The following is a 15,143-nucleotide window of genomic DNA, read 5'->3' as shown; positions in this document are numbered from 1 at the left end:
TCACCTATCGCTTATGCAGATAATGTAATGAGATTACGGCCTTGCATTTCAGCAGGAACTGGAATCTGCATTAGATTAAGGATAGTCGGTGCAACATCTGCAAGTACACCACCTTCTGCAATTGTCGCTTGAGTTGGCCCAACATAAATAAATGGTACAAGCTCTGTTGTATGTTGAGTATGAACCTGACCACTTTCATAGTCCTGCATTTGCTCAACGTTACCATGGTCAGCAGTAATCAGCATGTGGCCTTTTTTAGCCATCACAGCTTCGTATACACGACCTAAACATCTATCAACTGCTTCAACAGCCTTAACCGCAGCATCAAATACGCCTGTATGACCTACCATATCACCATTGGCAAAGTTCACAACCAATAAATCATACTCACCTGAGTTAATTGCCTTAACGAGCTCATCAGTTACTTCATAAGCACTCATTTCCGGCTTTAGGTCATATGTTGCAACGTTTGGTGATGGAATGAGAATACGCTTCTCACCTGGATATTCATCTTCACGGCCACCACTAAAGAAGAACGTTACATGAGCATATTTTTCAGTTTCAGCAATACGTAATTGCGTTTTACCAAGTGAAGATAAATATTCACCTAATGAGTTCTTTAGTGCTTCTGGCATATATGCCACAGGCGCATCAATGCTGGCCTGATAGCGCGTCAACATGACAAATTTAGAAAGGTTCGGCACAACTTTACGCTCAAAACCAGCGAAGTCTTTTTCAACAAACGCACGAGTAATTTCACGAGCACGGTCAGCACGGAAGTTCATAAAAACGACGCTATCACCATCTTGAACTTTAGCTACATCACCAATACGAGTTGCTTTTACAAACTCGTCATTTTCATTTGCAGCATACGCAAGCTCTAAACCTTCTACTGCCGTTTGTGCAGTACGAAGTGCTTCACCTTCAGTCAATAAACGGTAAGCCTGTTCTACACGGTCCCAACGGTTGTCACGGTCCATTGCAAAGTAGCGACCAATCATAGTTGCTATACGACCTTGACCCGGATATTGAGCAAATAGAGCATCTAATTTTTCTAATGAAGGTTGAGCACTACGTGGAGGAGTATCACGACCATCAAGGAATGCATGAAGATAAACTTTTGCACCACGTTTTAATGCAAGCTCACACATCGCCACAATATGATCTTCGTGTGAATGAACACCACCTTCAGAAAGTAAGCCCATAATATGAACTGCGCCACCAGCAGCTTTGGCTTTTTCAACAGCGTCAATCAATACTTCATGTTTGAAAAAATCGCCAGTACGAATGTCTTTAGTAATACGGGTAAAATCTTGATACAACACACGGCCAGCACCAAGGTTCATATGGCCAACTTCAGAGTTCCCCATTTGTCCATCAGGCAAACCTACATCTTCACCAGAACCAGAAATGAGACTATTTGGATGCTTTGCTTTCATTGCAGTTAAATTCGGGGTTTTTGCTGCAAGAAAAGCATTATCTTCAATCGCTTCACGGTGTCCAACACCATCCATAATGACCAGAACGTGAGGGATCTTGCCAGCAGTTGCATCCGTCATAATCAATTTCTCTTTTGTCTACAATTTCATCGCAATATCTTACCGAATTTTCGGTGAAGACTCTAATTTTTCCTATAGCTTTCACCAATGCCTATCATTGAGAAAGCTATTCATATTCTTTTGAATTAACGGGCGCGGTAAAGTAAATAACTACCTGCACCGAATAGCAAAGCAATAGGTATAAGCACAAACCAAGCAGGTGAAGGTGCGTATACCAAACTTGCGTAACCCAAGAAATCTTGTAAGTAATAGAAACCCAAACCAATAAAGAGTGCGATCACCAATCTGAAACCCATTGATTGTTGACGTAGTGGCCCAAAAATAAAAGAACAAGCGACTAACACCAAGGTAATGAGAGAAAATGGAGAGGCAACTTTTTGCCAAAAAGCTAATTGGTACGTTTTAGGGACTTGGCTATATTCATCCATATAACGCATGAAGCTAACCAACTGACTTGGAGATAAGTCTTCAGGATCTAAAGTCACCATGTGTACGTATTTAGGTTGCAAAGCCAACCCTAAAGACTGCTGTTCATGATTGTTTTGTATTGAATTACCATCTGTAAGAATGTCTGTTTGGCTAGCTTTCTGTAAAGACCATTGACCATCTTTGATAAACTTACCTTGCTCTGCATTAATTAGAGATTGCAAACGGTAATCTTTGTCAAAGTCTACAACTTGAATGTCTCTTAAATTTCCTTGCGAGTTTGCATAGTCAATATAGATAAAACGCTGTCCTTCTCGTGACCAATAGCCTTTCACTTCACCTAAAGCAGCTGCTGAACGGTGACTTTTAACACTTTGTGCTTGCTCATTTGTATAAGGAACAACCCACTCACTAAGTGCAAAAGATAAAATAATAAGCAGCAAAGCTGAGCGCATCACCCAACCTACAATACGCCACAAGCTAATACCAACTGAGCGCATCACAATCAGCTCGCTGTTGGATGCTAAAGCCCCTAATCCAATCACAGCCCCAATTAAGGCCGAAATAGGTAAAATCTCATATAGATAGCGAGGGGCACCCCATAACACATAGATAAAAGCTTGCCATGCATTATAGTCAGGCTTTAACTCACCCAACTCACCCAAATAAGTAAACAAAACCTGTAAAACAGATAAAACAATGGTGGTACCAAACATTGCAAGCGCAGTGGTTTTCGTCACATATTTGGCGACTATTCGACGTGCTAACATTATAATTTCACCCGCTTGATCTGTTTCTTGATTTTCGGCCCTAATTTCTGTTTACGTGAAAATAAGGCAGCTGCAATTGCATAAACCAATAAAGCTGCTGGATAAGCCCAAATGTCCAGCTCTCCTCTACTGATACGAGTCTTAATCGCAATCATAAGTACAATCAGACTCGCGAAAATAAAAATAGATGGAATAAGACGATAATAACGGCCCTGTCGTGGATTTACCTCAGACAATGCAACTGACATCATGAGAGCAACAATGATGGTAAACGGACCAAATAAACGCCAACCCAACTCACTTCTAATGACAGGATCATTACTTTTATCCAATAGTTTAGAGGTTGGAAGTGCTCCTACATCACTACTTTCAAACTTAACATCCTTATCATTTTCTAAGCGCAGACGATAAGACTGGAACTCTGCTTGCGTATATTTCGGTTGTCCCGGATATATTTCATAACGGCGACCTTGAACCAGATCGACAACATTGGCTGTATCATTAGCCATCTCAACACGTGTTGCCTCTTTTGCCAAAATCATGACATCTGGCTTATCTTCTTTAGTAGCGCGTTGATAAAAGAAAATATCCTTGAGGTTTTTACGGTCTTCCGACAGTGAGCCTGCATAAATCGTATAAGGCCCTGAAGAAATAAACTCTCTTGGCCGAACCAAATCAAAACCAGTCCGTACAGCTTGGGTTGTCGTTAGTTTTTCAAATTCACGTAGTCCCCACGGCGTCATCCATAACATGAGCACAGACTGACAAACCATGTAAACCAGTGTCATTGGAATGAGTAAGCGTGCTAACTGATGACGACTTACTCCACTACCATTGAGTACGGCCATTTCATGGTCAACATATAAGCGACCGAACACCAGCATTAAGCCAATAAAAAAACCTAGTGGTAAAATAAGGGTAAGGAATTCGGGTAAACGATATCCTACGATGCTAAATAAAATACTAGCATCTAAACGCCCCTGCGCCGCCACACCAAAGTATTTGATCAGACGACCACCCATCATGATTAAGGTCAATAATGCAATGACCACCAATGAGGTAGAGACAACTTGCTTGACGAGATAACGCCGAATAATCAAATTAATACTTCCAAAAGGCTAAACAGGACGAACGCTAGTTTACCCGAATGTTAAAAATATAAAACCGCACATTGCAACGCTATGCTTGAAAGTGTTTCAATGTTTTAATCCAACATAACTTTCTATAGGCAATCACGGCAGCCATGAAATTTACAACTTATACAACTTTCCCTGAACAAACATCTAATGAATCTTTGTGGGTTTTAGTTGATTCAGAACAGCTACAAACCAACCTCAACACATATCAAATCAATAATATAGAAAACATTCTTACAGCGACTCAATTTAAAGCCAACTTCAACGAAACGTTGCCATTGTTTGGTCAGCTTACTCATCAAACTCATACCCAATTACTTGGTTTAGGAAAAGCAGCTGAACTTCAAGCAGTTAAGTTAGCAAAATTGGCACAAACCATTATCAAATCGACACAAAATAAATTTAAGCATATCGCAATTGATATTGCTGCGTTACCTGTCGAATACCATTATTTATTTGCATTAAGCTTAACTCAAGCAGCTTATGGTTATGATGAGTTTAAATCGAAAAAAAATGAATTTGTGTTACAACAAGTTGATTTAATTAGTTCACAAACCAATCTTGATGAAAGCCAACTTGCCTTGGTGCATGCCGTACAATCTGGTCAGTCTTATGCTCGTGACTTAGGAAACCGTCCAGGTAATATCTGTTTCCCTGAATATTTAGCTGAACAGGCATTAGCTTTAGCTGCAGAATTCCCAGACTTACTTAAAGTGACTGTCTTAAATGAGCAGCAAATGGCTGATTTAGGCATGTATGCATTCCTCGCTGTAAGTAAAGGATCTGAACGTCCGGGTCGTATTGTCACTCTTGAATACCAAGCAAACCTTGAACAAGCCCCTGTTGTACTTGTAGGTAAAGGCGTTACTTTTGATACAGGTGGTATTTCTTTAAAACCAGGCCTTGGCATGGATGAAATGAAATTCGATATGTGTGGTGCAGCTTCTGTGCTTGGTACAATCCGCGCATTATGTGAAGCACGCCTTCCAATCCATGTGGTGGGCGCGATTGCTGCAGCAGAAAATATGCCTTCAGGTAAAGCAACTCGTCCGGGCGATATCGTAACGACCATGAGTGGTCAAACGGTTGAAATTTTAAACACCGACGCAGAAGGTCGTCTGGTTCTTTGCGATACGTTAACGTATATCAAACGTTTCAATCCGGCAGTAGTCATTGATATCGCAACTTTAACTGGTGCTTGTGTAGTTGCACTAGGTAAAGTGTTAAGCGGCTTATTCTCTCCTGACGATGCTTTAGCAATTGAGCTTCAACAAGCGGGTGAGCAGTCATTCGACCGAGTATGGCGTATGCCAGTGATTGATGACTATCAAGAACTACTAGACTCACCTTTTGCAGATATCGCTAACATTGGTGGTCCACATGGCGGTGCGATTACAGCGGCCTGCTTCCTTGAACGTTTCACACGTGATTATCGCTGGGCTCACTTAGATGTAGCCGGTACAGCTTGGTTATCAGGTGCAGCAAAAGGTGCAACTGGTCGTCCAGTACCGTTACTTATGCAATTCTTAGCCAACCGTGTAAATACGAATGGCTAAAGTTAGCTTTTATTTGTTTGAAACGAGTGAAGAACGGCAAGTCGATAGTGCTTGCCGTTTGTGCCGAAAGATTCTACTGAAGCACTCACAAATCTGGTGGTACTGCACAGATGTGCAGTTACAACAAACACTTGATGAAAAACTTTGGAGCTTTGATCCGACCAGCTTCATTGCTCATGGTATTGATCAGGCAGACGCAGCAGTATGTATTTCGGCTAAACAACCTACTGAACAGGGTTGGTTGGCATTTAATTTTAACAATCATGCACTTGAACAAGTGAATCATTTTAGCCACATTATAGAAATTGTTGAAAATAATGAAGCAGCCAAGCAAATTGGCCGAGAAAAATTTAAAATGTATCGTCGTTTGGGTATAGAACCTCGAACCTTTAAATTATAAAGCGCTAAAATGTTGAGACTGTTGAGTAAAGGAGAACTGTGGTGGCATTAAATGTCGGGCAAGATTTTAAAAAAAGATGGTTAAATGCGCCTGAAGCTGTCCGTCATGCCTATCAACAGGATTTGGCACGTATTTGCGATTTATTAGAGCCTCAGACGCCTATTCAACTTTGGGTACTCAATGACGAGAAAGCACAGCTAGAGTCGCAGAAAAACATTGAACAAGCTTATGCAGACCTCAAAGCAGAGTTAATCGAACAAGCACGAATTCGCCGTCAGCTTGCTTTAGAAAAATCTCTTGCAGATAAGCGTGCAGTTGAAGCAGCCTATGCTGCTGAATTGCAAGCCGATGAAGTTCGTAAGTTTGATGAGCAGACCCAAGCTCTACAAGCTTTCTGCAGTCATTTAGAACAAGAAGTTGCTGAACAAACTGCACGTTATCAAAAAAACCCTGAAACACCTGCTGTAGACTATTCTTCTGGTGTAAAACTTAGCATTACCGATGATCAAATCTTATCGGAGCTTGAAAGTTTACGAATTCGTTTAGAACTTGAAGCTGAAAACTTAATTGAACATTCTGTAACGGCTTTCCGTGCCAAACTAGAGGCGGCAGCTCAAGAAGAAATTGAATACATATTAAATAATTCTAAGTTTTCTGATGAAAAAATAGAAAAGTAAAATTTTAAAAACGCTCTTTGTCATCAAAATGACATTTAATTGTCACAAAATAGTCATGCATAATATTCTTTTAGTTCAAATAATTATTAGAATAATGCATGGTTATTTATCAAAATTAAAGAGAGTAAAAATGGACATTCCACATCAGATTTCAACGCAACTTGAGCAGCTTAATCAGGGTGACCAATGGACATTTTCAGCACAAGAACTTTATATGAGTCATAACGACTTTAATTCACTTTCTATTTTGCTGACACGAGCGTCAGAAAAAGGGCAATTTTCAATTACACGCACCCAGCATAATAAACCATGGGTTGGCACACATTCGGTTACTCTCACCAAGCATTAATTTTTTAAAATAAAAAAACCGGAACATATGTCCGGTTTTTTATTTTGGCGATTTAAAATTTATTTTAAAAAACCATTTTCAGCTAAAAAAGCCATACTAATATTTGACTCAGTCTTCTGTTCAGCAGCTTTATCACCCAGTAATAAACGCTCGATATAACGTGCTAATACATCGACTTCAAGGTTAACTTTGCTACCTACTTGCCATGTTCCAATATTGGTACGTTCTGCTGTGTGTGGAATTAAGTTCAAACTTAAAATATTACCGCGCAAATGGTTAATGGTTAAACTAATACCATCTACAGTTACAGAACCTTTTTCTGCCAAATATTTAGCTAGTTCTACAGGCGCTGTCACTTCATAATAAATTGAGCGAGCATCTTCACGTACTACGGTAATTTCACCTACGCCATCAACGTGACCACTAACAATGTGTCCACCAAAACGGGTTGTCGGTAGCATCGCTTTTTCAACATTGACACGTTGACCCACTTTCCAGTTACCCAAAGTAGTACGGTTTAAACTTTCGCGAGAAACATCGGCAGCATACCAGTTGTCGCCCCACTCAATCACGGTGAGACAGATTCCATTGGTTGCAATTGAGTCACCCAAATGTACATCCGACATATCCAAATCGGTTTGAATACGTAAACGCACATCGCCACCTACACTTTGCAGGCTTTCTACTTTACCTAAACTTTCAATAATGCCTGTAAACATGGCTCAATCTCCAAATCTTTCACACTGCTTAAGTTGCAGCGCTTACCAAAGTGCAAGTTGCGTACTATTACCTGAAGTATCTACACCACCTAGCTCGGCAAAGTGGTAAAGCTGGCCTAACAATTGGCGTAACGGTGGTCCGGGTTTGGCATGTGTATCTGTAATCACAATAAACTCGAGCACGCGTGCACGTTCTGACTGACGTTGTTTACTTACGCGATAACGTGGAACATCTTGAGTCAGTAAAGTGACTTTTCCGCGCTCCAGATTGGCCATAAGTAAATCTTTTGGCTCAATGTTACCATCGGTCGAATAGCTGGTCAGAATATAACGTGCATTGATGGTTGAAAGTAATTTTTCATACGCATCTTTTGCATGTTTAGAAGAGTTATATGGACTTGGACGCTCTTTACGCCATGCACGATCAATACCGCTCTTATAACCTTTGGTATCTGGTGAAGGTAAATCAACCTGATCCCATAAAGTTAATGCATTTAAAACGTGATAGTTACTACTGTAAGCATGCTGGTTATATGGTGGGTCAAGATAGGCAACATCTACTTCAAAACCACTCATCTGATTTGCTAAATGTTGTGAATCTACACACCACATTTCAGCGGCTGGACGTTTACGATCACCAATCTCACAGAAACGGCTCGGTGTTAACCAAAGTAATGATTCAATACGCTCTAAAGCCGTTTGTGTGCGTCCGCCCCACCCTTGGTGAAAGCTTTTAAATACACCACTTGTATTGCTCACAAAGCTAGCTGAATAGAGCAATGGTGCAAGTAAAGCACTCATCTCTACATCATTAATTGCACCTTGTGCCTGCCATGTTGCGATTTGCTGGCGAATCGCATCGATACGCATACCATTACGGCGTTTAAAGAACAAACGGTCACGGGTTGGATCGTATACATCATCGTTACGAGGACAAAGGTTATGTGTAACCCAGCCCTTAACCTCAGGCAATCTATTTAAATAATCGATGGCTTTTTGATATCCGCCAAGCTCTTTAAAAGCAGGCGCATCGACACAGGCTAAAATCGCATGATTTAAAGCATGGCTATAAGGTTCCCAGTCATTCGCAATGACACGGTAACCATTTTGACGTGCCAAACGAGATACCACACCACTACCCGCAAAAAAGTCGGCAAAAATCGGAGGATTCTTTTTCTTGCTGTTCAGCGTCCCTGTAATTTCTAGGGCTTCTAAAATTAGATGGAGCAATCGGCGCTTGTTACCCAAGTACGGCACAAGCTGATGGAAAAGATATTCGTCGGTCGTGCGGGCTGCATGACGACGTTTGTGGTAAACCGATGGCTCTGAATTCATACTTTCTCTTGCGTAGGGATTAACCTTAAGCGTATATCTTGATCAAGTTGCGTTACATCAAGAAGTTTAAAACGGAGTTGCTGAGCCATATATTCAAAATCTGCGTTGAACATGGCTCTTGCACTTTGCCCCAATAAAGTCGGAGCGACATAACTGATCATTTCATCGACCAAACCTTCTTTTAGAAAGGCACTCGATAATGTTGCACCAGCCTCAATCAGCACATCATAAATTTGGTATTGCTTAGATAAGGACTGTAATAACGTTTTTAAAGGCTGAATTTCTAATTGTACCACGCCTAAGTCCGAGAGTTCTTGACGATACGGCCCCATGACCATCACCGTTTCAGGATTTTCTAAAATTTTAGCAGTAAGCGGCAAACGCCCTTTTCGATCTAGAATCACTCGTTTTGGCTGCACGACTGTATCAATATCAATCTGATTTAGATTGCGTACATTAAGCTGACAGTCATCAGCAATCACAGTATCAATACCTGTAATCACAGCACCTGAAATTGCACGCCAATGTTGTACATCTTGACGGGCAGCAGTACCTGTAATCCATTTCGATTCACCAGATGCCATGGCTGTACGACCATCTAGACTTGAAGCGACTTTTAAGCGCACATAAGGCATGCCCGTAGACATCGCTTTTAAAAAGCCTTGATTAAGTTTGGCTGCTGAATCTTCACAAATACCGATTTCTACTTCAATACCAGCATTTTTTAAAATCTGAACCCCTTTACCCGCAACAAGCGGGTTTGGATCGGGACATGCCACAACCACTTTTTTAACCTGCTCCTTCACGAGTGCCTCAGCGCATGGAGGAGTTCGACCATAATGAGCACATGGTTCAAGTGTTACATAAGCGGTTGCACCTTGTGCTTGCTCACCAGCTTCACGTAATGCAAAAACTTCAGCATGGGGTTGACCAGCTTTTGGGTGAAAGCCTTCACCAATGACCTGATTATCTTTGACAATCACGCACCCAACATTTGGATTTGGTTTTGTCGAATAAAGTCCTCGTTTAGCAAGTTCAATCGCTTGCTGCATCCAGTACTGATCTTGTTTCAACTCAGACATATAAATCTCAAATGATTAATGTTCACGTTGTTGCATTTGCTCAATTTGACGGCGAAACGCTTCAACATCCTGAAAGTCCTGATAAACCGAAGCAAAACGAACATAGGCAACGTGGTCAAGTGCAAATAAAGATTGCATGACAATTTCACCAATTGTTCTAGACTTAACATCACGCTCACCTAAACGGCGAATCTGCAATTGAATATCGCTTAGAACCGTTTCGATCTGCTCTTGTGTCACTGGACGCTTTTGTAAAGCATGCATAAGCGAACGACGTAGCTTCGCTTCATCGAACGGTTCATTTTTTCCATTCGATTTGATCACACGGGGCATCACCACTTCATAGCTCTCAAAAGTGGTAAAACGTTCACCGCAAACTACACACTCACGACGTCGACGAATCTGACAGCCTTCTGCGGCTAGCCGAGAATCGATGACTTTACTATCTGCGGCGTTGCAAAATGGACAATGCATAGCGGACTTAATAGGGTCAATTACTTTGACCTAGTGTAGCAAAATTTCTACGCTTACTGAACCAGCATTCTATGAGACAAAAAAACAGCCTTGAGCCAGATCAAAGCATCGCTTTGATCACAGCTCAAGACTGTTTTTAATACAGCAGATATATTATGTATTATTCAATACGTTCGCCATGTTGGCTTAAATCCAGACCCATACGTTCATCATCGGCATTAACACGCAGACCAATCACCACGTCAATCACTTTAAGAATAATGAAGGTAACAATACCGCTATAAACCATAGTTGCAAGTACACCTTCAACTTGTACCCACAATTGACCAGCAAATGTTGGAGCTAAAGTTACACTAGCTGCTTTGATGATTTCATCACTGTAGAACACACCAGTTAAAATCGCGCCGACAATACCACCTACTGCATGTAAACCAAAGGCATCCAATGCATCATCTGCTTTGAGTAAGCGTTTAAGTGCTGTAATACCCCAGAAGCAAACAACACCACCGATTAAGCCCATCACTAGAGCTCCGCCTACACCGACGAAGCCAGCTGCTGGTGTAATCACAACCAAACCAGCCACAGCACCAGATGCACCACCTAATACAGAAGCTTTACCACGAATCATACGTTCTACAACTAACCAAGAGAACGCAGCAGCAGCGGCAGCAACTTGAGTTACTAAAATTGCCATACTTGCACGAGCACCAGCGCCTAACGCACTACCACCGTTGAAGCCGAACCAACCCACCCAAAGTAAGCTTGCACCGATTACAGTTAAAGTTAGGTTATGCGGTGCCATAGATTCACGGCCAAGGCCAATACGTTTACCAAGCATGTAAGCTGCAACTAAACCTGCAACACCAGAGTTGATATGTACAACTGTACCACCAGCAAAATCTAACGCGCCTGCTTTAAATAACCAACCATCTGTTGCCCACACCCAGTGAGTAATTGGCGCATAAACTACGAGTACCCAAATAGTAATAAAGGCCATGAAAGCTGAATATTTCATACGGTCAGCAATCGAACCACTCAAAATTGCGACAGTAATGATGGCAAAAGTCATTTGGAAAATAACAAACAAGCTTTCAGGAATTGTTCCACTTAGTGCATTAAAGCCTACGCCGTTGAGCATCGCTTTAGACAAGTCACCAAAGTATGCACCTGTGCCAGAGAACGCGAGTGAATAACCAGCAATCACCCAAATTAAACTTACCAAAATTGCAGCAGAAAGGCTGAACATCATGGTGCTTAAGACGTTTTTCTTACGGACCATACCGCCGTAGAACAATGCCAAGCCAGGAATCGTCATCAACAGTACTAAAGCTGTTGAAACTAAAATCCAAGATGTATCGCCTGTATCGAGTTTTGGTGTCGGTGCTGGAGCTGCCGGAGTTGCTGCGGCGGCTGGTGCTGCTGCAGTTGTTGCAGGAGCTGCAGATGTTGATGTTGCTGTAACCTCAGATGTCGGTGTTGTTACAGTCTCTTCTGCCCAAGCGGCAGTACCACCCAAAAGTGCGCCTGTTAGACTCAGCGCCATAAGCATTTTTTTCATTCGTGTCCCCCAACCTCATTTGCGAGCTATTTATTGCTCAGCAAGCTTTGTGCCAATTTAGACAGCATCTGGTCCTGTTTCACCCGTACGGATACGGATGACTTGTTCCAGGTTAGTCACAAAAATCTTACCGTCGCCGATTTTCCCAGTACTTGCCACACGAGTAATTGACTCAATTACTGCGTCGACCATTTCATCGCTAATCGCAATTTCGATTTTTACTTTAGGTAAGAAATCAACCACATACTCCGCGCCGCGGTAAAGTTCTGTATGCCCTTTTTGACGACCAAAACCTTTAACTTCAGTTACGGTAATCCCTTGTACACCAATGTCAGAGAGTGCTTCTCGCACATCATCCAATTTAAACGGTTTTACAATTGCAGTTACAAGCTTCATGTTTGTTTCCTTCGGCTTCTTTTCACCAGTAAGGTTTTATGTTCAATTTTCATGCCAATATTTCAAAGGTTGGAGGAGATGAATCTTTTGCATGAGCTTTCTTTATAACCTATTTAGTTATCAAGATGTAGATGAGCTACTAAAAATAAAATGAATTTGCAGTCCTGTTTTTATTTCAATTTATTGTTATGCAATATCGGAAAGCCAAGAAGCCTATATCCGAGCTTCAAGCAGTGTTAAACTGACAAGTAAAGTGAATACAACAGTTTGGATATCCCATGTTAGAAACTCTATTACAGGCCATTTTGGAACAAATTGACGAGCCTAAAAAAGATTTAGAAAAAAATTTACGTGCATTATTAAATGAAACTGTCGAGAAATTAGACCTCGTGTCGAAACAAGAAATCGAAAGACAGAAAACCGCCCTCCATTTAGCCAACCAACGTTTAGAAGAGCTACAAAAACAAGTAAGTCTGTTAGAAGAAACTTTAAAGAATAAAAAATAAGCACCAACGTAGCGCACTTATACTTTACAACGATTAAAAATGAAGCACCATAATGGAACAATAAGATGTCTTTTTCTAAAATTTATACTCGGGGACTTTTAGGATTGCATGCACCTCTCATAGAAGTAGAGGTGCACGTGAGTCAAGGCTTACCTTCTCTAACGATTGTAGGGCTTGCTGAAGCAGCAGTGAGGGAGAGTAAGGACAGGGTTCGCTCAGCCATTATTAATAGTGGATTTCAGTTTCCGACTAAACGACTGACCATTAATCTTGCTCCCGCAGATTTGCCCAAAGATGGTTCACGTTTAGATTTACCGATCGCATTAGGGATATTAATTGCCTCAGGTCAGCTTCCAGAGAACTGTACAGAAGACTTTGAATTTATTGGAGAGTTAGCACTAGATGGTCATGTAAGACCAGTTTCAGGCGCTTTAACTTTGGCAATGGCATGCCAACAAGCCCAGCATAAAATTGTTTTACCCCAAGATAATAGTCAGGATATTAGTCATTTACCAAATCTTGAGTGTTATCCGGTGAGTCATTTAAAAGAAGTTTGTGAACACTTTTTAGGAAATACTAAGCTATCTCAGGTGCAATCATCTTCCCGCTCAAATGACATGCCGTATAAATTTGACCTTGCAGATGTAAAAGGCCAGCTACGCCCGCGCCGTGCACTAGAAATCGCTGCCGCTGGAGGGCACTCCTTGCTCTTTAAAGGACCACCGGGCACAGGGAAGACTTTACTCGCCTCACGCCTTCCTTCAATTTTACCGCCACTATCTACTCAAGAAACGCTTGAAGTTGCTAGTATTTATTCTATTTCAAATACGCCACATACTTTTGGACAGCGTCCTTTTCGTGCACCACATCATACTGCATCCGCAATTGCACTAGTTGGGGGCGGCTCACATCCTAAACCGGGTGAAATTACCTTATCTCATTTAGGTGTTCTATTCTTAGATGAATTGCCCGAGTTTGATCGCAAAGTATTAGAGGTTTTACGCCAGCCGCTCGAGTCAAAAGAAATTATTATTTCACGGGCAGCACGGCAAATTACCTATCCTGCCAACTTCCAATTGATTGCAGCCATGAACCCCTGCCCATGTGGTTATGCATTTAATCAAGACAGTCGTTGTCAGTGTTCACCAGAGAGTATTAAACGCTATCAGAACCGTATATCAGGGCCATTACTTGACCGTATCGATTTACATATTGATGTACCACCTTTAAAAGCTCAGGAACTACAAGACCCGACACCCGCCGAAGATTCTACAACTGTGCGACAACGTGTGATTTATGCTTATGAACAACAAATGCAAAGACAAGATTGTTTGAATCAGGCGCTTTCACCGAAACAACTTGAGCAATATGCTGTCCTTGATAGTACTTCACAGCGAATGATTGAAATGGCACAGCAACGTTTAAATTTATCGGCTCGTGCTTATCATCGTGTTTTACGAGTCGCGCGAACTATTGCTGATTTAGCACAAAGTGAGATGATTCAAAGTCCTCATCTTACAGAAGCACTCTCCTATCGAGGTAATCATTCTTAAGATGAAACAGCGGATCGTGTATCCGCTTTTTTAATATGTAACTGAGTTGTTTATTAAAGCCTATATAAAAAGGCAAAAAAGAGGACGCTATGAAAATTTTGGCTATATCGGGTAGTGCAAGAAAAGTATCTACCAATACGGCGCTCTTAAAAGCAATGAGGGATATAGCACCGTCCAGTATTGAGTTTACAGTTTTTGATCAAATTAATAATCTGCCTATCTTTTCTCCAGATAATGAAGGAGAAAAAACGCCTACTGTAGTGGGAGATTTCATCAAATCTGTTTCTGATGCAGATGGAATTATTATTTCAAGTCCTGAATATATTCGTTGTATTCCGGGCGGTCTTAAAAATGCAATTGATTGGATGGTTTCTCGTACCGAAATTATAGACAAGCCGATTGTTCTAGTTCATGCATCTAGTCGCGGTGACGACATGCTAGTTTCTTTAAGAAGAGTACTTTCGACAGTGAGCAGCAATTTTTTTGAAGATTTATTTTTACGCTTTTCTCTTCTCAGTAAATCTCCCGAACAAATTTTTGAAATGCTACATACTAAAGAATATAAGTCACAAATTACCCCATTCCTGTTTAGCTTTGTCTTAGAGATTCAAAAGTATAAAGACCAATTAGAGTGAACTTTCTTAAAA

The 15,143-nt window shown here is 41.2% G+C and carries 16 protein-coding genes; 7 read left to right on the top strand and 9 right to left on the bottom strand.

Going from position 1 to position 15,143, the window contains the following annotated elements; all coding sequences use genetic code 11:
• Positions 1-11 precede the first annotated feature (11 nt).
• From gpmI to lptF, 3 genes are all read right to left on the bottom strand, one after another.
• On the bottom strand, positions 12-1,559 hold the full coding sequence (gene gpmI / locus ACLCEG_RS18130; protein ID WP_410568658.1) for a 2,3-bisphosphoglycerate-independent phosphoglycerate mutase: 1,548 nt from the start codon (positions 1,557-1,559) through the stop codon (positions 12-14).
• A 125-nt stretch (positions 1,560-1,684) separates the two neighbouring features.
• Positions 1,685-2,755, bottom strand: coding sequence for an LPS export ABC transporter permease LptG (gene lptG / locus ACLCEG_RS18125; RefSeq protein WP_019457001.1), 1,071 nt, complete (start codon positions 2,753-2,755; stop codon positions 1,685-1,687).
• Entirely contained in the window at positions 2,755-3,855 is a 1,101-nt protein-coding gene (gene lptF, locus ACLCEG_RS18120; protein WP_004699267.1) for an LPS export ABC transporter permease LptF, read from the bottom strand. Before lptF ends, lptG begins: the two co-directional genes overlap by 1 nt.
• Positions 3,856-3,998: 143 nt before the next feature.
• On the opposite strand from lptF, the gene ACLCEG_RS18115 reads away from it, so the two are divergent.
• The 4 genes from ACLCEG_RS18115 to ACLCEG_RS18100 all read left to right on the top strand — a co-directional run bounded on the left by ACLCEG_RS18115 (position 3,999) and on the right by ACLCEG_RS18100 (position 6,873).
• Complete coding sequence (locus ACLCEG_RS18115; RefSeq protein WP_410568656.1) at positions 3,999-5,447, top strand: leucyl aminopeptidase; 1,449 nt, start codon at positions 3,999-4,001, stop codon at positions 5,445-5,447.
• Entirely contained in the window at positions 5,440-5,847 is a 408-nt protein-coding gene (locus tag ACLCEG_RS18110) for a DNA polymerase III subunit chi (protein ID WP_004699269.1), read from the top strand. Before ACLCEG_RS18115 ends, ACLCEG_RS18110 begins: the two co-directional genes overlap by 8 nt.
• A 38-nt stretch (positions 5,848-5,885) precedes the next feature.
• On the top strand, positions 5,886-6,524 hold the full coding sequence (locus ACLCEG_RS18105; RefSeq protein WP_019456998.1) for a hypothetical protein: 639 nt from the start codon (positions 5,886-5,888) through the stop codon (positions 6,522-6,524).
• 130 nt (positions 6,525-6,654) lie between these two features.
• Complete coding sequence (locus tag ACLCEG_RS18100) at positions 6,655-6,873, top strand: hypothetical protein (RefSeq protein WP_077164309.1); 219 nt, start codon at positions 6,655-6,657, stop codon at positions 6,871-6,873.
• 59 nt (positions 6,874-6,932) lie between these two features.
• On the opposite strand, the gene ACLCEG_RS18095 is transcribed toward ACLCEG_RS18100, so the two are convergent.
• From ACLCEG_RS18095 to glnK, 6 genes are all read right to left on the bottom strand, one after another.
• Positions 6,933-7,592 (bottom strand): riboflavin synthase, encoded by a 660-nt coding sequence (locus ACLCEG_RS18095; RefSeq protein WP_004710964.1) that lies wholly within the window; start codon positions 7,590-7,592, stop codon positions 6,933-6,935.
• A gap of 42 nt (positions 7,593-7,634) precedes the next feature.
• A complete protein-coding gene (locus tag ACLCEG_RS18090; protein ID WP_004699273.1) occupies positions 7,635-8,927 on the bottom strand; it encodes a DNA adenine methylase in 1,293 nt (430 codons plus the stop codon).
• Positions 8,924-10,009, bottom strand: coding sequence for a bifunctional diaminohydroxyphosphoribosylaminopyrimidine deaminase/5-amino-6-(5-phosphoribosylamino)uracil reductase RibD (ribD, locus tag ACLCEG_RS18085; RefSeq protein ID WP_410568654.1), 1,086 nt, complete (start codon positions 10,007-10,009; stop codon positions 8,924-8,926). Before ribD ends, ACLCEG_RS18090 begins: the two co-directional genes overlap by 4 nt.
• Before the next feature lie 15 nt (positions 10,010-10,024).
• Complete coding sequence (nrdR, locus tag ACLCEG_RS18080; protein ID WP_004710970.1) at positions 10,025-10,483, bottom strand: transcriptional regulator NrdR; 459 nt, start codon at positions 10,481-10,483, stop codon at positions 10,025-10,027.
• Between the two features lie 160 nt (positions 10,484-10,643).
• Positions 10,644-12,041: an ammonium transporter gene (locus ACLCEG_RS18075; protein WP_019456996.1), complete on the bottom strand. Its 1,398-nt coding sequence runs from the start codon at positions 12,039-12,041 to the stop codon at positions 10,644-10,646.
• Positions 12,042-12,098: 57 nt separating this feature from the next.
• Positions 12,099-12,437, bottom strand: a complete 339-nt coding sequence (gene glnK, locus ACLCEG_RS18070; RefSeq protein WP_000780326.1) for a P-II family nitrogen regulator — start codon at positions 12,435-12,437, stop codon at positions 12,099-12,101.
• Positions 12,438-12,715: 278 nt separating this feature from the next.
• Here glnK and ACLCEG_RS18065 point away from each other — a divergent pair, with 278 nt between their 5' ends.
• From ACLCEG_RS18065 to ACLCEG_RS18055, 3 genes are all read left to right on the top strand, one after another.
• Positions 12,716-12,943, top strand: a complete 228-nt coding sequence (locus tag ACLCEG_RS18065; RefSeq protein WP_002048939.1) for an accessory factor UbiK family protein — start codon at positions 12,716-12,718, stop codon at positions 12,941-12,943.
• A 65-nt stretch (positions 12,944-13,008) separates the two neighbouring features.
• Positions 13,009-14,496 (top strand): YifB family Mg chelatase-like AAA ATPase, encoded by a 1,488-nt coding sequence (locus ACLCEG_RS18060; protein WP_410568652.1) that lies wholly within the window; start codon positions 13,009-13,011, stop codon positions 14,494-14,496.
• A gap of 89 nt (positions 14,497-14,585) precedes the next feature.
• A complete protein-coding gene (locus ACLCEG_RS18055) occupies positions 14,586-15,131 on the top strand; it encodes an NADPH-dependent FMN reductase (protein WP_410568650.1) in 546 nt (181 codons plus the stop codon).
• Positions 15,132-15,143 lie beyond the last annotated feature (12 nt).

This window comes from Acinetobacter sp. H1(2024) (genome assembly GCF_046557555.1).
Lineage (GTDB): Bacteria > Pseudomonadota > Gammaproteobacteria > Pseudomonadales > Moraxellaceae > Acinetobacter > Acinetobacter seifertii.
This window is presented reverse-complemented; position numbering and strand designations above follow the sequence as displayed.